The organism is Methylibium sp. Root1272, assembly GCF_001425905.1.
In the GTDB taxonomy this organism is placed as follows: domain Bacteria; phylum Pseudomonadota; class Gammaproteobacteria; order Burkholderiales; family Burkholderiaceae_C; genus Methylibium.
Window position 1 is genome coordinate 631,813 of sequence record NZ_LMDY01000013.1, and the last position, 18,211, is coordinate 650,023.

The following is an 18,211-nucleotide window of genomic DNA, read 5'->3' on the forward strand; positions in this document are numbered from 1 at the left end:
TTCAGCGCTTGTAGAAGGACAGCGTGACCTCGCCGAGGCGGACGCCGAACTTGCTCATCACGGCCTTGTTCAGCATCACGCGCTCGTCCATCAGGTACATCCAGTCGTCGAACTGCACGTCGACCACCTTGCCGTCCACCGGCAGGCGCAGTGTGTAGCGCCAGTTGAAGGCGTTGCCCGCGGCCTGACCCTGCGCCTCGCCGCTCACGTCGTCGGCGGTGCCGGTGTAGCGGCCGCCATCGAGCTTCTTCAGGCGCCAGACGCGCCGCTGCTTCGTGCCGTCGCTGTAGGTGAAGTCCTCGTCGAGCACGCCGTCGTTGCCCTGCCAGCTGCACTTCATCACCACGCGGAAGCGCTTGACGACCTTGCCGGAGCGGTCGCTGAACACGCCATGGGCGTCGAGCGTGCCGTTGAAGTACTGCGCGAGGTCGAGCGTCGGCTGCTCGGCGACGTAGTCGGTGACGGTCGGGCCGGCGCAGCCGGCCAGGCCGCCGGTGGCCGCCAGTGCCGCGGCGGCGCCGGCGGCCGCCAGCAGGGTGCGTTTGTTCATGCGAGATCTCCGGTGTCGGGGTGGCGCAGCCACAGCGCCCACAGCAGCAGCGCGGCGCCGAACTTCAGCGCGCAGGGCAGCAGGCAGTAGGCGACGCTCAGCGCGGCGAGCGCCTGCGGGTCGCGCGCGCCGCTCTCGTAGCCGGTGGCCTGCAGCAGCGGCAAGGCCACGCCGGCGGCGAGCGCGAGGTTGAGCTTGGTGGCGAAGTTCCACCAGCCGAGGTAGGCGCCTTCGCCGTGGCCGGCGTGACCGGCGCGCTGGATCACGCCCGTCAGCAACGCGCCGGGCAGCGTGAGGTCGGCGCCGAGCGCCACGCCGCTGGCGATGCACACCGCGAGGAAGCCGAGCGTGTCGCCAGCGCCCAGCGTCGCGGCCCAGCCGAAGGTGGCGATCGCCAGCCCCATGCCGGCGAGCCAGCTGCGTGCCAGGCCGAAGCGGGCAACGCTGCGCAGCCACAGCGGGATCGACAGCGCGCCGGCCGCGAAGTACGCCGCCAGGAAGGCTGGCTCCCAGGCCGGCGCCTGCAGCCGGTCTCGGATGAAGAACAGCACCAGCGTGGCCGGCACCGCGCTGGCGATGCCGTTGACGATGAAGATGGCCAACAGGCGGCGAAACGCCGCCACGCGAAAGGGCCGCACCGAGGTGGCGGCGCCGGCAGCGTGAAGTGGGCGGACGACCGCCCGAGGCGCCTGCCGCAGCAGCGCCAGCCCGGCCATCAGCAGCACCGCGAACACCAGCGTGGTGGCCTGCAGGCCGGCGGCCGACGGCAGCACGCTGGCGATCAGCACCCCCACCACCGCGGCCCCTTCGCGCCACGCGACCACGCGGGCGCGGCCCGCCTCGTCGCCGCCGAGCCGTGCACCCCAGGCCTGGTGGACCACCGAGACCACGCTATAGCCCAGGTAGGTGAAGGCCAGGCCGATCGCGCACCATGCGAGCAGGGCCGCCGTGCTTGCGACGGCGGGAAAGAACAGCGCGCGAAAGCCGATCGCGAGCACCACGGCCGCGATGGCGGCGGACCACCACGCCGACAGGGCATTGCGAGCGAACAGCCGGTCCACCCAGCGGCCGATCAGCGGATCGGCCAGCGCGTCGAGCAGGCGCGCGCCGAGCAGCACTGCACCCAGCGCGGCCAGCGGTACGCCGAACTGCGATGCGTAGTGGTTCGGCAGCACCACATACAGCGGCAGTGCGACGAAAGCCAGCGGCAGGCCGAGGGCACCATAGCGCAGCCCCTCGCCGGCCGAAGCCAGCCCGGCCGTTGCGCGCGGCAGGCCGAGCGCTGCCGCCGCCGGCTCGCTCACGGCGCACCCCCGAGCAGCGATTGCCGCAGCGCCGGTTGCGAGGTCTGCGGGCCGAGCCAGATGCCGAAGAAGCGCTGCGCGAACGCGGAGTCGCGCAGTTCGCCGGCCGGCTGACCGTTGAAGTAGAAGCGCGTCATCTCGCCCGGTCGGTGCAGTCCGGTGAGCCGGGAGCCGGCCGCGACGTTGGGGAAGGTCTTCGTCATGAAGGCCAGCCAGCCTTGCCGCTGTGCTTCGGGCAGCGAGCCGGCGCGCTGCATCTCGTCGATCGAACGCTCGGCGATCTTCTCGCCGTCGAGCGAGCGGGCGTACTCGAGCTCGAGCGCGAAGCGATGCGCCGCATAGTCCTCCCGGGCGGGGGCGGCGACGGGATAGTCCGGGCCCACCCACAGCCGCGCGTCGTAGATGTGCAAGCCGAAGTAGCGCAGACGGCCGCTCCCTCGCAGGCGTGCCTCGGGCAGCTCGGCCAGCACCTCGGCCGGAGGCCTGGCCGCGACTTGCGCCCGCAGCCCCGGCACGGCCGCCGAACACGCGGCGGTGGCCAGGGCCAGCAGGCAGGCGCGACGCTCCATCAGGCGACCGCCTCTTCGGGCTTGCGCAGCGTGAACTGCACGATGTCGGTGTTGCCGGCCGCGAAGGCGGCCTCGCAGTAGGCGAGGTAGAACTCCCAGATGCGCACGAAGCGCGTGTCGAAGCCGAGTTGGCGCACGCGGGCCTCCTCGCCCATGAAGCCTTCGCGCCAGCGCCGCAGCGTTTCGGCATAGTCGGGTCCGAAGCGGAAGGTCCTCTCCACCTCGAATCCGGCGCGACGGGCCTCGGCCTCGAAGGCGCCGATGCTCGGCAGCAGGCCGCCGGGAAAGATGTACTGCTGTATGAAGTCGGTGCTCTTCACATAGCGCTCGAACAGGTCGTCGCGGATCGTGATGCTCTGGATGCAGGCGCGCCCGCCGGGCTTGAGCTTGTTCGACAGCGTTCGGAAATAGCCGTCCCAGTAGGCGCGGCCGACGGCCTCGAACATCTCGATCGATACCACCGCGTCGAACGGGCCGTCGGGGATGTCGCGGTAGTCCTGGAAGCGCAGGTCGCCCCGGCGCGCGAGGCCCGCGCGCTGCAGCCGCTGCTGCGCGTACTCGAGCTGCTCGGACGACAGCGTGACGCCGGTCACGTGGGCACCGAAGTCGCGCGCCGCGACCTCGGCCACGCCGCCCCAGCCGCAGCCGATCTCGAGCACACGCGATCCCGGCGTCACGCCGGCCTCGGTCAGAGCACGCCGCATCTTGGCGAGCTGGCCATCGACGGTGGAGCGCCGCGTGTCGCCGTCGAACCAGGCGCTCGAGTAGCTCATCGTCTCGTCGAGCCAGAGCGCGTAGAAGGCGTTGCCGAGATCGTAGTGGGCGTGGATGTTCTTCTTGCTGCCGCGGCGCGAGTTGCGGTTCAGCAGATGACGAGCGCGGTACAGCAGCGAGCCCCACCAGCTACCGTAGACCATGCCCTCGATCTCTTCGCGGTTGGCCACGAACAACCGCAGCAGCGCCGCCAGGTCGGGCGTGCTCCAGTCGCCGGCGATGTAGCTCTCCGCGAAGCCGATGTCGCCGCTGCGCAGCGCCGCGCCGCAGACGGCCCAGTTGCGCAGCCGGATCGCGGCGCGCACGTCGCCGCCCTCGCGCAGGCTGCCGAAGCGTGCGCTTGTGCCGTCGGGCATCTGCACGTCGAGCTGGCCGTGCCGCAGCCGCGTCAGCAGCCGGAACACGGCGCGTGCGGCGGCGGGCGCCGACGGCGGCAGGGTGGCGGATTCGAGACGCGGCGCGGTGCCGCCGTGGGTGGTGGTGTTCATCGGTCGTTCAGCGGCTGACGAAGGCGCGGGGCGGGATGGGTTTGCCGAAAAAGGGCACGCGCTTGAGCCACAGCCGCAGCGCCTGCCAGTGGATGCGCGCGATCACGCCGGCGCTCATCAGCGGCATGCCCCAGAAGGCACGCTGCAGGCTCGCCACGGTCAACGGCACGAGCGCGCCGCTGACGCTGGTCTGCAGCAACGGCCCCTGCGCATCGTCGTGGGCGATGCAGGCGACGACGTGCTCGATCGCGTCCGGGTGGGACCGCAGCGCCGTGGCGGTCGGATGCGCGGTGCGCAGGAACCGGAAGCGATAGCGGCCCTCGACGGCGCAGAACGGCGAGACGTGGAAGACCTTCGCGGCGCTCAGCTCCCGGCCCCAGGCCAGGCCGTCGCCATGCAGCAGGTAGCAGTGGCGCTCGCCGAAGGTGTTGTTGACCTCCGCGACGATCGCGGCGAGCGAGCCGTCCTCGCGGTGCGCGTACCAGAAGCTCACCGGCTTGAACACGTAGCCGAGCACGCGCGGATAGGTCTGCAGCCAGACCTCGCCGCGGGCATCGGCGACGCCTTCGCTGGTCAGCAGCTCGTCGAACCAGGCCAGAGCATCGGCCCGGCCGTCGCCGTGATCAGCGTCGTGAAAACCGATCAGCCCGAAGCGGTTGCGTGGCAGTGCCGCGCAGGGCGCGCCGCGCAGTCTGCGCATCGGCAGCATCAGGAAGTAGGTGGGGTAGGCGAACGCGTGTCGCGTCGGGCGCAGCCGCGTGTGGCGCACGCTGCCGAAGGCGATCAGCGCCCGTGCCGGGTTTCCCGTGAGCGGCATGGCACTCATGCGGCACGCGGCGCGGCTGCGGCGGCCAGCCGCTCGCGCACGGCCTGCGCCGCGGCCAGCCCGGACGTCAGGCCGTCCTCGTGGAAGCCATAACCGGTCCACGCGCCGCAGTACCAGCGCTGCAGGCTGCTGCCCTGGATCTCGGGCAGGCGACGCTGGGCCTCGATGGCCGCGAGGTCGAAGACCGGGTGGGCATAGTCGTAGTCGCCGAGCACGCTGCCGCGCGCGGGTTCGCGGGTCGGGTTCAGCGACACGACGACGGGCTGCTGGAACGGCAGCGGCTGCAGCCGGTTCATCAGGTAGTGCAGGCACACCGCAGCCTGCTCGCGCGAGCCGGTCGTGGCGCGCTCGTAGTTCCAGGCGGCCCAGGCCCGGCGGCGCTTCGGCAGCACCGAGCTGTCGGTGTGCAGCACCGCGCGATTGGGCTGGTAGCGGATCGCGCCGAGCACCGCACGCTCCTGCGGCGTCGGGTCGGCCAGCAGCGCCAGCGCCTGGTCGCTGTGGCAGGCCAGCACGACCGCGTCGAACGGCATGCTGCCGGCGTCGGTGGCGATCCGCACACCGCCCGGAACCTGCATCACTCGACGCACTGGCGTGGACAGGCGCACATCGGTCAGTTGCGCGGCGATCTTCTGGACGTAATGCCGTGCTCCGCCGCGCACCGTGTGCCACTGCGGCCGGTCGATCACCTGGATCAGGCCGTGGTTGTGGCAAAAGCGGATCATCGTCGCCACCGGGAAACGCAGCATCTGATCGGTCGGACAGGACCAGATGCAGCCGATCATCGGCAGGAAATACCAGTCGCGGAACTCGGGGCTGAAGGCCTGCCCGGCCAGGAAGTCGCCGATCGGCTGGGTCAGCTGCGCGTCCTCATTGCGCTCCGCAATGGCGGTAGCGAGGCGGTTGAAGCGCAGGATGTCCTTCAGCATGCGCCAGAACCGCGGGCGCACGAGGTTGCGGCGCTGCGCGAACACCGTGTCCAGATTGCAGCCACTCCATTCCAGCCCGGCGGCGCCTGCGTCGGGCGCCTGCACCGAGAACGACATGTCCGATGGCGCAGTGGCCACGCCGAGCGCGGCGAACAGGCGAACTAGCTCGGGATAGGTCCGGTGGTTGAACACCAGGAAGCCGGTGTCCACGCCATGACGGACCGGACCGTTCGTGCCCGGGAGCGTGATGTCGACGGTGTGGGTGTGCCCACCGAGATAGGCGCCCGCCTCGAATAGCGTCACCGCGAGCGGCACGGGCGATGGCTCCGTCGCCAGGGCGTGGGCCGCAGCCAGACCGGAAATCCCTGACCCGATGACGGCGACGCGGCGCATTGGCATCACCGCGCAGACGTGACGACGCCGGTGCAAGCACCGGCGTCGCAGGTCAGGATCGGGTCGGCAAGGGCCTCGATCGGAAGAACAAATGCTGCGAAGCGCCCCTGAGCCAAGGAGGGAGGGAGGGAGGAGGAGAAGTGCTCAGGGATTTCAATCCACTGGGGAAGGCTTCGCGGCAGAAAAGAGCGCTCGGTTCGGTCACCTATCGGCCGCACTCGGGAGAGGAGGCGGCCACCTTTCCTGCGATCGGAGTGGCCGCGGAATGTTCCGTATCCGGGTGCAACGACTTGCAAGCAGCCCCAACCTGGTCCGCTCAAGGCAATGGCATGGTCGATCCCGAATCGCAATTTATTGAACTGCATAGTCTTTATATTACTGCTCAGTCTTATTGTGAATCCACAAGTTTTTCAATCTCTTGGACAAACGCGGGGTCTTGCGGGTCGGTCTGGCTCGAGAAGCTGAGCACGACCTGCCCGTCGCGACCGATCAGGTACTTGTGGAAATTCCATGCGGGCGTCTTGCCGGTGCGCTGCGCGAGGTCCGCGTACAGCGGATTTCGGGCACCGCCCTTCACGCTGGACTTCGCGAACATCGGAAACCTGACGCCGAAGGTGTTCTCGCAGAACGCGGCGATGTCCTGGTTGCTGCCCGGTTCCTGCGAGCCGAAGTCGTTGGACGGGAAGCCGAGCACGACCAGTCCCCTCGACTGGTACCTGGCGTGCAACGCCTCGAGCCCCTTGTACTGGGACGTGAAGCCGCAATAGCTGGCGGTGTTGACCACCACCACCACCTTGCCGGCGTACTGGCACAGGTTCTGCGGTTTCTCGTCCTGCAGGCGGGGGAAACTGCGGTCCAGCAACGGCGGACACGCGGCCTGTGCGCCGCTGCCCACGATGCACAGCAGCGCAGTGATCGCGAGGGGTCGCAACGCCGTTCGGCCGGGCCAGGGGCCTCGCCGCGGCGAGGGGGTGGCGTCGGCAGAAATCGCGGCGAAGGTAGGCATGAGGATCTCCTGTTTGTCCTGGTCAAACGCTAGAACTGATCTATATTACGGGCGCATGTGCCCCCGTCAAATGCTGGTCGACCCGCAATGAAACGCGAATCCCCGGTTTGTCGATTGCCGTGCGCGGCCCGGTGCCAGCGGCGATGAGCACGCGCAGCGCCGCCCGTCCCATCACCCTGTCCATTGCGGCGGTCGAGCGCGATACGGGTCTGACGAAGGACACCTTGCGCATCTGGGAGCGCCGCTACGGCTTTCCCGCACCGGACCGGAACGCGCTGGCCGAGCGCTTCTATCCGCTGGAACAGGTGGAGAAGCTGCGAGTCATCAAGCGACTGCTCGACGCGGGCCACCGGCCCGGGCAGATCGTGTCGCAGCCGGTCGACGCCCTGCTGCGGCTCAGCGACGGCAGCGCGGCGGTCGCGGCGCCGCGTGGAGATCTCGGCCAGCCCGATCTGCGCACCTACGTCGACCTGGTGCGCGCTCATGACGTGGACGGGCTGCGCCGACAACTGGCACAGGCGCAACTGCAGCTCGGGTTGGGGCGCTTCATTATCGACGTCATCTCGCCCCTGAATACGCTGATCGGCGATAGCTGGATGCGCGGGCATCTGGAAGTTTTCGAGGAGCACCTGTACACCGAATCGATCCACGTGCTGCTGCGCCAGGCCATCAGCACGGTGCCGGGGCCCGAACCGGGCAGTCAGCCGCGCGTGCTGCTGACCACTTTCCCGCACGAGCCACACGGCCTGGGCTTGCTGATGGCCGAACCGCTGTTCCTGCTGGAGGGTTGTCGCTGCCTGAGCCTGGGGGTGCAGACGCCGATCTGGGACATCGTGCTGGCCGCCAAGTCGCAGCGCGCCGACATCGTGGCGCTGAGTTTCAGTTCGATGCTCACACCGACAGCCGTCACGACCGGCCTCGCCGAGCTGCGGGAGAAGCTGCCGCCGTCGATCGAGATCTGGGCCGGCGGCGGCGCACCGGTGCTGCAGCGCCGGCCGGTGGCGGGTGTGACGGCGCTGGCCGCGCTGGGTGCGATCGCCGGGGAGACGCGGCGCTGGCGCGCGCAGCACGGCTGAGCACGAAGCCCGGGGCGGGGCATCGTCCGCCCGCCAGGCCACCGGCCGCTGCACAGGATGGACATGACGCCGTTGTGTCACGCCTGCCACCTACAATCTCTGAAGCTCACTAAGGGGCCGTCATGCTTTACCCCGAACTCTTCAAGCAACTCGAATCCGTGCGCTGGAACATGGACAAGGACATTCCTTGGGACCAGTTCGACGCCAGCCGCCTCTCCGAAGAGCAGGCGCAGACTGTCAAGATGAACGCCATCACCGAGTGGGCGGCGCTGCCGGCCACCGAGATGTTCCTGCGCGACAACCGCGACGACAGCGACTTCTCGGCCTTCATGAGCGTGTGGTTCTTCGAGGAACAGAAGCATTCGCTGGTGCTGATGGAATACCTGCGCCGCTTCCGTCCCGACCTGGTGCCTACCGAGGCCGAGCTGCACGAGGTGCGGTTCGAGTTCGACCCCGCCCCGGCGCTCGAGACGCTGATGCTGCACTTCTGTGGCGAGATCCGGCTGAACCACTGGTACCGCCGCGCGGCAGAGTGGCACGACGAGCCGGTCATCAAGGCGATCTACGAAACGCTGGCGCGCGACGAGGCGCGTCACGGCGGCGCCTACCTGCGCTACATGAAGCGCGCGCTGCAGAAATTCGGCGACGAGGCCAAGGCCGCGTTCGCCAAGGTCGGCGTGCTGATGGCGAGCGCGCGTCGCACCGCGCAGGCCCTGCACCCGACCAACCTGCACGTCAACGAGAGTCTGTTCCCGCGCGACACCATCCAGTCGCGCCTGCCTGACCCCGAGTGGCTGGAGGCCTGGCTCGACAAGCAGATCCAGTTCGATGCGGTCTGGGAGAACAAGGTCGTCGAGCGCATCCTGCACAACCTCAGCCTGCTGATGGAGCGCAGCTTCGAGAGCGTCCAGGAGCTCAACCGCTTCCGCAAGGAGATGGTGCAGAAGCTGGCCGCCACCGCGGCGGCTGCGGCCGCCGCCGGACCCTCGGGCGCTCAGCCGGCCTGAACGGACCGGCCTCGCCGCGGCCGCCCGACGCAGGGCACACGACAATGGCGTCATGACGCCCCCCGCCTTTCACGGCAAGCTCTGTCCTCGTGACGCGCTGAGCCGACGCCTCGGCGAACTCGAGCGGCCGATCGTCTTCACCAACGGCGTGTTCGACATCCTGCACCGTGGTCACGTCGACTATCTGGCGCAGGCGCGCGCGCTCGGTGGCAGCCTGGTGATCGGCCTGAACAGCGATGCGTCGGCGCGCGGCCTCGGCAAGGGGCCGGACCGGCCGCTGAACCGGGAGGCCGACCGCGCGGCCGTGCTGGCGGCGCTCGAGAGCGTGAGCCTCGTGACGCTGTTCGACGAGCCGACGCCGGTCGAACTGATGAAACGGGTGCACCCCGATCTCTACGTGAAGGGCGGCGACTACGACATGGAGGCGCTGGCCGAGACTGCGCTGGTGCGCAGCTGGGGCGGCGGCGCGCTCGCCATCCCGTTCCTGGAAGGCTACTCGACCACGTCGCTGGTGCGCCGCATCCGCGACTGAGCACCTCAGGGCCGGTCCGGGGCGGCCCGGCGTTTTCTTCCTCGAGAGTCGTCGTCAGCGCCGGCGCAGCAGCAGCCAGGCGAGCAGCGCACCGGAGATGGCGCCGGTACTGTGCGCGAGCGGTGCGACCGCAATGTCCCAACCTTCGGGATGCGTCAGCGGTCCGCGCCAGGGCGTTTCGCTCAGCAGCTTGAAAGCCAGTACCGCGGCGATCGCGGCGCCCAACCGCCTCGAGCCCGTATCAGCACGGCGCAGTAGCACCACCGCGACGACGGCGACCCCGGCATGCAGTACCCCCGACAGGCCGCCGTAGCGCAGCAGCTCGGGCATCAGCAGCAGGCCGAACTGGGTCAGCGGCCACGCCGTTGCCCACGCGATGGCGGCGCGCACCGGCACCCGGGCCGTCATGCCGAGTGCGATCACCAGCAGCCCCCCGGCCAGATTGACGAGCAAGTGCTGCAGGCTCAGGTGCACCCAGACGGCGCTCCATGCGCGCCACGGCTCGACCAGCCACAGCGCCGGCTGCCAGGCCAGCACCGGCTCGGCGGTGGGGCTCTGGTAGACGATGACGGCGGGCAACAGCAGCAGCGCCCCCACCAGGCCCCAGGCGGCGGCACCGAGCCGCACCGGGCGTCGCTCGCCGTCAGCCGAAGACGGCACGGCTGAGCGCGCGCACCGCGGCGCGCTCGGTGGCGAAGGCCTCGCCGTCGAACTGCGTCGGCGCCTCGTCGAGCCGCGCCCGGTGCTGGGCCCGGCGCAGCTCGCGGTAGGCATCGGCTGCGCTTTGGCCTACGCTCGGTGGCAGCAGTCCGACGGTTTCGGCGAGCTGCAGCAGCGCGATGTTGCCGATGTCGTCGCGCAGCGCCGGGTGCGCCGCCCCGTGTGCCAGCACCAGGGTCTGCACGGCGAACTCGACGTCCATCATGCCGCCTTCGCTGTGCTTCACGTCGAAGACCGGCTGGCCGTCTCGGGCCGGCACCGGGTGGGCCGCCCGCACCCGTTCGCGCATCGTGCGGACCTCGTCGCGCAGTGCCGCAGCGTCGCGCGGCGCGGCCAGCACGGCGCGACGCACCGCCTCCACACGGGGAGCGAGGCGGGGTTCGCCGGCGCACCAGCGCGCCCGCGTGATGGCCTGGTGCTCCCAGGTCCATGCGGTGTTGCTGCCGCGTCCGGCCTGGTAGCGCTCGAAGGACGCGATCGAGGTCACCAGCAGCCCCGAGTTGCCGTTGGGCCGCAGCGCGGTGTCGATGTCGAACAGCTCGCCGGCCGCGGTGCGCAGCGTGAGCCAGGTGATCAGCTTGCGCACGAAGGCGGCGTAGACCTCGGCTGCCTTGTCGGGGTCGGCCTCGTCGGCATCGTCGAACAGGAACACCACGTCGAGGTCGGAGCCGTAGCCGAGCTCCTTGCCGCCGAGCTTGCCGTAGGCGACCACCGCGAAATGCGGGTCGTCGCGATGGCGTTGCCGCAGGTGCTGCCAGGCCCAGCGGATGGCGCAGTCGAGCGTGGCATCGGCCAGCGCGGACAGATCGTCGGCCACCTGCTCGACGGTGAGCGCGCCCTCGACGTCACGCACCAGCGTGCGGAACACCTCGGCGTGGTGGGCGCGGCGCAGCGTGTCGAGCAGCGACTCCTCGTCGGCCTGGCCGCCGCGCGTCCAGGCGCTGTGGCGCTCGTTCAGGTCGCGCAGGTAGGCGGCGCGCTCGAAGCGCCCCTGCAGCGCGCGGGCGTCGGCCAGCTCGTCGATCACGCCCGGGTGGCGCATCAGGTAGCGCATCGGCCAGCGCGCCAGGCCCAGCAGCCGCAGCAGCCGGTTCAGCACCTCGGGCCGCTCGGCCAGCAGCGCCAGATAGCTCTCGCGGCGCAGCAGCGGCTCGAGCCAGTCGATGAAGCGCAGCACCGCGTCCTCGCGGATGTCGACCTCGTCGATGGCCAGCGAGGCGCGGCCGATCAGCTTGGCCAGCCGCAGCTTCGTCTCGTCGCGCAGCACGGCGACCTTCGGTGTCGCGCAGAAGGTCCGCACGCGCGCGGCGATCGCCGCCGGCAGGCGCTCGAGAAAGGCCTCGCCGTCGAGCTGTGGCGGCGGGCCGCCGCAGCTCTTGCAGCCGCCGGCACCCGGTGTGCGGCCGTCGTGCAGCAGCGCGTCGAACTCTGTCGCGACGAACTCGCGGTGCGTGCCCAGGGTGTCGAGCAGCTCGCAGGTGTCGGCCGTGCAGATCAGCCCCATCGAGCGGGCGATCCAGCCGAGGTCGGCGTCGTCGGTCGGCAGCAGGTGGGTCTGCTGGTCGTCGAGATACTGGATGCGGTGCTCCAGCCGGCGCAGGAAGCGGTATGCCTCGGCCAGTTTGCTGGCGGTCTCGGGCTTCATCACGCCCACCGCAACCAGCCGCTCCAGCGCGGTCAGCGTCGAGCGCGTGCGCAGCTCGGGGAAATGGCCGCCGCGCACCACCTGCAGCAGCTGCACGGTGAACTCGATCTCGCGGATGCCGCCGCGCGACAGCTTCACGTCGTTGGCGCGCTCGGGCCGGCCGGCGGCGCGCCGGGCCGCCTCGTCGCGGATCTTGCGGTGCAGCTGACGCAGGCCCTCGAACACGCCGTAGTCGAGGTAGCGGCGGAACACGAAGGGGATCACCACGTCGCGCAGCGGCAGCGCTTCGCCGCTGGTCATCGCGCTGGCCGGCGCGACCACGCGGCTCTTCATCCAGGCGAAACGCTCCCACTCGCGGCCCTGCACGAGGAAATACTCCTCCAGCATCGCCAGGCTCACCACCGGCGGACCCGAGTTGCCGTTCGGACGCAGCGCGAGGTCGACGCGGAACACGTTGCCGTCCTCGGTGGTCTCGCCGATCAGCGCATAGAGCGTGCGCGCCACCTGGCTGAAATACTCGTGATTGCTGATCGACACTCCGGCGTGGCTGTTGCCGTGGCCGGCCGTCTGGCCGTCCTCGTCGTAGACGTAGATCAGGTCGATGTCCGACGACACGTTGAGCTCCACCGCGCCGAGCTTGCCCATGCCCAGCACCCAGAAGGCAGCCCGGCGGCCGTCGTCCTTGCATGGAGCGCCGTGGCGCGCATCCTGGTCGGCGAAGGCCTGCGCCAGCGCGCGGTCGAGCGTGACCTCCGCCAGCGTGCTCATGGTCAGCGTGATGGCATCGAGCGGGGCCTGCTGCTCGACGTCGAGCACTGCCAGGCGCTCGATCACCAGCTGGCGCGCGACGCGCAAGGCCGCCGGCAGCGCCCGGCCGCCGGCCTGCAGGGTATCGATCAACGCGCCGATGGTCTCGCGCCCCGGCACGCCGGGGGGCAGCAGGGCCAGCTCGGTCGGGTAGCGGCGGCGGATCCGCTGGACGAAACGCGAATGCGCGGCTCGCGCCGAACCGGACGGGCAGTCGCCCACCGGCCCGCCACCGTTGTTCGCGCTTGTTTCAGGCAGGGAACGCATGATGCGGCTGAAGGGTCTGTGCTAGCGTGCTGCCCGTCGACGGGGCGTCATGACGCGGCATCCGAGCCGCGTGGCGGGCCGTGCTTGCAGTGCGGCGCGCAAGGCGCGTGTGCTGCGCGCTCCGCCGACCCTTCTGCTCTCCGATGCCGTCCATCCCGCCTCCCGCCACTGCCCCACCGCCTTCGCCAGCCGCCATCCCGCCCCGTCGACGTTCCGGCTGGGCCAGGGCAGGGCGCTGGGGACTTGCTGGCTTGCTGCTCCTGTCGAGCATCGTGATCGCGGCATGGCTTGTTCTTCAGTGGGCGATTCTGCCGCGTATCGAACACTGGCGTCCCGACATGGAGATGCGCGTGAGCCACGCCCTGGGCGTGCCGGTGCGCATCGGTGCGATCGAAGTCACGGATGGCGGCTCCGCGTGGCGCTGGGCCGGCGCCATCGAATTGCGCGACGTGGTGCTGTACGAGGCACCGCGCGAGGGCGCTGCGCCGCGTGAGGCGCTGCGCCTGCCGAGCGTGCGCGCGGCGCTGTCCCCGTCGTCCTTGCTGCCGGGGTGGGACGGGCACTGGCGCCTTCGCTTCAACCAATTGCTGGTCGAGGGCGCGCGGCTCGAGGTGCGGCGCGATGCACGGGGCCGCATCCTCGTGGCGGGGCTGGAGCCTTCGGGCCAGGGCGACGAGGGCGCGGCGACGGACTGGTTCTTCAGCCAGCAGGAGCTCGTGATCCGGGGCGCCACGCTGGTGTGGACGGACGACCTGCGGGGTGCGCCGCCACTGTCGCTCGACGCGGTGGATCTCGTGGTGCGCAACGGGGTGCGTCGCCACGAACTGCGGCTCGACGCCACACCGCCGGCCGAGTGGGGCGAGCGCTTCTCGCTGCGCGGCCATTTCACGCAACCCTTGCTGGCGCGATCGGTCGAGGGGCAGGGCGGGCTGCTGGCGCGACCGGGCAACTGGCGTCGCTGGGTCGGCACGCTCTACGCCGACCTGCCGGCGGCCGACATCGCACCGTTGCGCCGCCAGGTCGACCTGCCCTTCGACCTCAGCCGCGGCGCCGGGGCGCTGCGCGCCTGGGTCGAGGTGAAGAACGCCGAGCCGGTGGCCGCGACCGTCGATGTCGCGCTGCGCGACGTCGCGCTGCGGCTCGCCGCCGAGGCCGAGCCACTGGCCTTCGAGCGCATCGACGGCCGCCTCAGCGGTCGCCTCCCCTCGACCGGCCAGGGCGGCGAGCGCAGCGGTGAGCTGCAGGCGCGCCAGTTCGGCTTCGTCACCGCCGACGGCATCAGCTGGCCGGCGGCCGATGCCACATTGCGCTGGCGGCTCGACGAGCGCGGTGCCCTGGCCGGCGGCGAGCTGAATGCGCAGCGGCTCGACCTCGCGCTGCTGGCCCAGACCCTCGGCAGGCTGCCGGTCGGCTGGATCGGCGCCGACGTGCACACGCGGGTGGCGAGCCTGGCGCCTACCGGCGTTGCCAGCCAGGTCGAGGCGCGCTGGGACGGGCCGCTGGCCGCACCGCAGCGCTACCGGCTGAAGGCCAGCTTGCGTGCCCTGGGTCTCGCCGCCGAAGCGGCTGCGCCGCCGGGCGAAGGGGCCTCGGCGGCGGCCTGGCGTCCCGGGCGGCCGGGACTGCAGGGCGCCGACATCGAACTGACGGCCAGCGAATCCGGTGGCGAGGCGAGCCTTGCGCTGAGCGACGGCGTGCTCGAGTTCCCGGGTGTGTTCGAGCAACCGCGCATCGCGCTGCAGCGCCTCGGCAGCCGCCTGAGCTGGCGCATCGACGCCGGGAGCGGCGGCGCACCACCGCGCATCGAGGTGCGGGCACGCGAGCTGCGGTTCGCCAACGACGATGCCCAGGGCGAGTTCGAGGCCACCTGGCATACCGGGGCCGTGGCGCCCGGCGAGCCGGGCCGCTTTCCCGGCGTGCTGGAACTCAACGGGCGCCTGAGCGACGCCCAGGTCACGCGCGTCGCGCGCTACCTGCCGCTGGGCCTGCCAGCGAGTGTGCGGCAGTACGTCGAGCGTGCGGTGCAGGCCGGCCGGGCGAGCGCGGTCAACTTCAAGGTCAGCGGTGACCTGCGGCATTTTCCGTTCGGCCTGCCGGTCCGCAACGGCGCCCAGCCCGACGAGCGGGCCGGCGAGTTCCGCATCGCCGCCCGGCTCGAGGGCGTGCGCCTGGCCTACATGCCGGGCGACCCCGGCTGGCCCGGCGAACCGGGAACGGCCGCCGCCGCGAGCCTGCACCCGCCGTGGCCGGCGTTCACCGACATCAAGGGCGAGCTGGTGTTCGACCGCCAGTCGATGGAACTGCGCGACCTGCGGGCCCGCCTCGGCACGGTGGGCAGCGGCGGCTTCGAGCTGTCGCGGGTTCACGGCGGCATCCGCAACCTGGCCGACAACGCCACGCTGGTGATCGAAGGCAACGGCAGCGGGCCGCTGGCCGATGCGCTGCGCTACGTCAATGCCACGCCGGTCGGAGGCTGGATCGGCGGCGCGCTGGCCAAGGCGAGCACCGGCCCCGTGCAGGCGCCGATCGAGCTGCAGCTGGCGCTCGACATCCCGCTGCTGCACAGCGAGCGCAGCAGCGTGCGGGGTTCGCTGCGGCTGAACGGGAACGACCTGCGGCTGCGGCCCGATCTGCCGCTGCTGGCCAACGCGAAGGCGCGTGTCGCCTTCGGCGACACCAGCTTCTCGCTGGTCGGCGGCAGTGCCCGTGTGCTGGGCGGCGAGGCGAGCTTCGAAGGCGCTCGCCAGGCCGACGGCAGCCTGCGCTTCAATGTGCAGGGCACGGCCAGCGCCGACGGCCTGCGGCGCACCAGCGAACTCGGTCCGCTGGCGGCGCAGGCGGGCGCCGTGCTCGGTGGGCAGACGGCCTACAAGCTCGCGCTGGGGGTCGTGCACGGCCAGATGGAATGGCAGTTGAGCAGCAACCTGCTCGGCCTGTCGGTCGACCTGCCGGCGCCGCTGCGCAAGACCGCCGATCAGGGGCTGCCGCTGCGGGTGCAGGCCAGCCTGTCGCCGGAGTCGGCCGCGGGCGGCAGCGGACCGCCGCGCGACCAACTGCGCGTGGAGCTGGGCCCCGAGGCCGCCCGCGTCGTGCAGGCGGCCTGGTGGCGCGAACTGGGGCCGGACGGGGCGCGGGTGCTGCGCGGTGGCATCGGCGTGCAGGATGCGATGCCGCAGCCCGGCGAAGGCGTCGCAGCCCATCTCAACCTGCCTTACCTCGACCTCGATGCCTGGCAGAAGGTGGCCGACGCCTGGAGCGTGGGCGGCAGCAGCGGCGGTGGGCTGGCGGGCGCCGGCAGCTCGACCTACGCGCCGACGACGGTGGCGCTGCGCGCGAAGGAGCTCGTCACCAGCGGGCGGCACCTGCACGACGTGGTGATCGGCCTGACGCGGGGCGCGGCCGTCGACGAGGGGACGTGGCGAGCCAACCTCGACGCTGCCGAGTTCAACGGCTACGCCGAGTACCGCCCGCCCGGCGGTCCCCGCGCCGCGGCCGAAGGCGCCGGCCGCCTCTACGCACGCTTGTCGCGGCTGTCGCTGCCCAAGAGCGAGGCCGACGCGGTCAGCTCGCTGCTGGAGCAGGCCTCGCCGGCCAGCGTGCCGGCGCTCGACGTCGTGATCGACGACTTCGAGCTGCGCGGCAAGCGGCTCGGCCGGGTCGAGATCGAGGCGCAGAACCGCGAGGCAGAGGCCGGGGAGGCGGGGCGAGAGTGGCGGCTGAGCAAGTTCCGCCTCGTCACGCCGGACGCCCAGCTGAATGCCAGCGGCCGCTGGGCGGCCGCCGCCCCCGGCGTGGCTTCGCGCCGTCGCGCGACGATGGACTTCAAGCTCGACGTCGCCGATGGCGGAGCCCTGCTCTCGCGGCTCGGCCAGGGCGAGGTGGTGCGCGGTGCCAAGGGCCAGCTGGCCGGGCAGGTGAGCTGGCTCGGCTCGCCGCTGGCGATCGACTACGCCAGCCTCGGCGGCCAGGTCCGCGCGGCGGTCGAGGGGGGCCAGTTCCTGCAGGCCGATCCGGGCATGGCCAAGCTGCTGGGCGTGCTCAGCCTGCAGTCGCTGCCGCGTCGCCTGCTGCTCGATTTCCGCGACGTGTTCGAGCGCGGCTTCGTGTTCGACAACATCACCGGCGACGTCAGCATCGCGCAGGGCGTGGCGAGCACGCGCAACCTGCGCATGCGCGGCGTGCAGGCCGTGGTGCTGATGGAAGGCAGCGCCGACGTCGAGCACGAGACCCAGGACCTGCGCGTCTGGGTCGTGCCCGAGATCAACGCGGGGGCGGCCTCGCTCGCGGTGGCGGCCATCAACCCGGCGGTCGGCCTGGGCAGCTTCGTCGCGCAATGGCTGTTGCGCCGGCCCATCATGAACGCGGGCACGCGCGAATTCCACGTCACCGGGCCGTGGGCGACGCCCAAGGTCGAGCGGATCGAGCGCAAACTCGGCGATGCGGTGCCGACCGACGAGGCCGCCTCGGCGCCGCCGCCCAAGGAGTCGCCATGAAGATCGCTGCCGTGCAGATGGTGTCCACGCCGCGGGTGGCAGAGAACCTGGCGCGGGCCCGGGTGCTGATCGGGCAGGCGGCCGACGCCGGCGCCGAGCTGGTGGCCCTGCCGGAATACTTCTGCCTGATGGGTCAGCGCGACGCCGACAAGCTCGATGCCGCCGAGGCCGACGGCAGCGGCCCGATCCAGGATCTGCTGGCCACCACCGCGCGCGACTGCGGCATCTGGCTGGTGGGCGGCACGCTGCCGCTGCGCATCCCCGACCGCCGCGACCGCGTCCACAACACCACGCTGGTGTTCGGCCCCGACGGCCGGCGGGTGGCGCGCTACGACAAGGTCCACCTGTTCCGCTTCGACGACGGCGAGCGCCGCTACGACGAGGCCGCCACGCTGATGCCGGGCGCCACGCCGGTCGCCTTCGCGCTCACCGATCGCGCCGGACACGCCTGGCGCGTGGGTCTCAGCATCTGCTACGACCTGCGCTTCCCCGAGCTGTACCGCGCACTCTGCGCGCCGCCCTGCGACCTGCTGCTGGTGCCGGCCGCCTTCACCTACCCCACCGGCCAGGCGCACTGGGAGTTGCTGCTGCGCGCACGGGCCGTCGAGAACCAGTGCATGGTGCTGGCGCCGGCGCAGGGCGGCCGCCACGAGAACGGCCGCCGCACCTGGGGCCATTCGATGGCCGTCGGCCCCTGGGGCGACGTGCTGGCGGTGCAGGCCGAGGACGAAGGCGTGGTGATGGCAAGCCTCGATGCCGCCCGCATGGCCCAGGTGCGCGCGCAACTGCCGGCGCTGCAGCACAGGGTGCTGTAAAGCCGCAGCG

At 71.3% G+C, this 18,211-nt stretch carries 14 protein-coding genes; 5 read left to right on the forward strand and 9 right to left on the reverse strand.

Features of this window, described 5'->3' with window-relative positions; genetic code table 11:
- Position 1: 1 nt before the first annotated feature.
- The 7 genes from ASC67_RS12010 to ASC67_RS12040 form a co-directional block, all read right to left on the reverse strand.
- Positions 2 to 550 (reverse strand): DUF3833 domain-containing protein, encoded by a 549-nt coding sequence (locus tag ASC67_RS12010; RefSeq protein WP_056320415.1) that lies wholly within the window; start codon positions 548 to 550, stop codon positions 2 to 4.
- Positions 547 to 1,854 carry an MFS transporter gene (locus ASC67_RS12015; RefSeq protein ID WP_082535972.1) on the reverse strand — a complete coding sequence of 436 codons (1,308 nt, stop codon included), beginning with the start codon at positions 1,852 to 1,854 and terminating at the stop codon, positions 547 to 549. The genes ASC67_RS12010 and ASC67_RS12015 overlap by 4 nt, the downstream gene beginning before the upstream one ends.
- Complete coding sequence (locus tag ASC67_RS12020; protein WP_082535973.1) at positions 1,851 to 2,423, reverse strand: chalcone isomerase family protein; 573 nt, start codon at positions 2,421 to 2,423, stop codon at positions 1,851 to 1,853. The genes ASC67_RS12015 and ASC67_RS12020 overlap by 4 nt, the downstream gene beginning before the upstream one ends.
- Positions 2,423 to 3,685, reverse strand: a complete 1,263-nt coding sequence (locus tag ASC67_RS12025) for a cyclopropane-fatty-acyl-phospholipid synthase family protein (protein ID WP_056320418.1) — start codon at positions 3,683 to 3,685, stop codon at positions 2,423 to 2,425. The genes ASC67_RS12020 and ASC67_RS12025 overlap by 1 nt, the downstream gene beginning before the upstream one ends.
- Positions 3,686 to 3,692: 7 nt before the next feature.
- Positions 3,693 to 4,502 carry a DUF1365 domain-containing protein gene (locus ASC67_RS12030; protein WP_056320421.1) on the reverse strand — a complete coding sequence of 270 codons (810 nt, stop codon included), beginning with the start codon at positions 4,500 to 4,502 and terminating at the stop codon, positions 3,693 to 3,695.
- Positions 4,503 to 4,507: 5 nt separating this feature from the next.
- Entirely contained in the window at positions 4,508 to 5,833 is a 1,326-nt protein-coding gene (locus tag ASC67_RS12035; RefSeq protein WP_056320425.1) for an NAD(P)/FAD-dependent oxidoreductase, read from the reverse strand.
- A gap of 388 nt (positions 5,834 to 6,221) precedes the next feature.
- Positions 6,222 to 6,839, reverse strand: coding sequence for a glutathione peroxidase (locus tag ASC67_RS12040; protein WP_056320430.1), 618 nt, complete (start codon positions 6,837 to 6,839; stop codon positions 6,222 to 6,224).
- 143 nt (positions 6,840 to 6,982) lie between these two features.
- On the opposite strand from ASC67_RS12040, the gene ASC67_RS12045 reads away from it, so the two are divergent.
- The 3 genes from ASC67_RS12045 (at position 6,983) to rfaE2 (ending at position 9,454) form a co-directional block, all read left to right on the forward strand.
- Complete coding sequence (locus ASC67_RS12045; RefSeq protein WP_056320433.1) at positions 6,983 to 7,915, forward strand: MerR family transcriptional regulator; 933 nt, start codon at positions 6,983 to 6,985, stop codon at positions 7,913 to 7,915.
- A gap of 122 nt (positions 7,916 to 8,037) precedes the next feature.
- Positions 8,038 to 8,922: a hypothetical protein gene (locus tag ASC67_RS12050; RefSeq protein ID WP_056320435.1), complete on the forward strand. Its 885-nt coding sequence runs from the start codon at positions 8,038 to 8,040 to the stop codon at positions 8,920 to 8,922.
- Between the two features lie 52 nt (positions 8,923 to 8,974).
- Positions 8,975 to 9,454 carry a D-glycero-beta-D-manno-heptose 1-phosphate adenylyltransferase gene (gene rfaE2 / locus ASC67_RS12055; protein WP_056320438.1) on the forward strand — a complete coding sequence of 160 codons (480 nt, stop codon included), beginning with the start codon at positions 8,975 to 8,977 and terminating at the stop codon, positions 9,452 to 9,454.
- A gap of 54 nt (positions 9,455 to 9,508) precedes the next feature.
- Here rfaE2 and rrtA read toward each other — a convergent pair whose 3' ends face one another.
- Both rrtA and glnE read right to left on the reverse strand, forming a co-directional pair.
- Positions 9,509 to 10,114 (reverse strand): rhombosortase, encoded by a 606-nt coding sequence (gene rrtA, locus ASC67_RS12060; RefSeq protein WP_056320442.1) that lies wholly within the window; start codon positions 10,112 to 10,114, stop codon positions 9,509 to 9,511.
- Complete coding sequence (gene glnE / locus ASC67_RS12065) at positions 10,098 to 12,893, reverse strand: bifunctional [glutamate--ammonia ligase]-adenylyl-L-tyrosine phosphorylase/[glutamate--ammonia-ligase] adenylyltransferase (protein WP_200946896.1); 2,796 nt, start codon at positions 12,891 to 12,893, stop codon at positions 10,098 to 10,100. The genes rrtA and glnE overlap by 17 nt, the downstream gene beginning before the upstream one ends.
- Positions 12,894 to 13,036: 143 nt before the next feature.
- Here glnE and ASC67_RS12070 point away from each other — a divergent pair, with 143 nt between their 5' ends.
- Both ASC67_RS12070 and ASC67_RS12075 read left to right on the forward strand, forming a co-directional pair.
- The gene (locus ASC67_RS12070) at positions 13,037 to 17,386 is read left to right on the forward strand and encodes a YhdP family protein (protein WP_082535975.1); all 4,350 of its coding nucleotides are present in this window, start codon (positions 13,037 to 13,039) and stop codon (positions 17,384 to 17,386) included.
- Positions 17,383 to 18,201, forward strand: a complete 819-nt coding sequence (locus tag ASC67_RS12075) for a carbon-nitrogen hydrolase family protein (protein WP_056320454.1) — start codon at positions 17,383 to 17,385, stop codon at positions 18,199 to 18,201. Before ASC67_RS12070 ends, ASC67_RS12075 begins: the two co-directional genes overlap by 4 nt.
- The last annotated feature ends 10 nt before the right edge of the window (positions 18,202 to 18,211 follow it).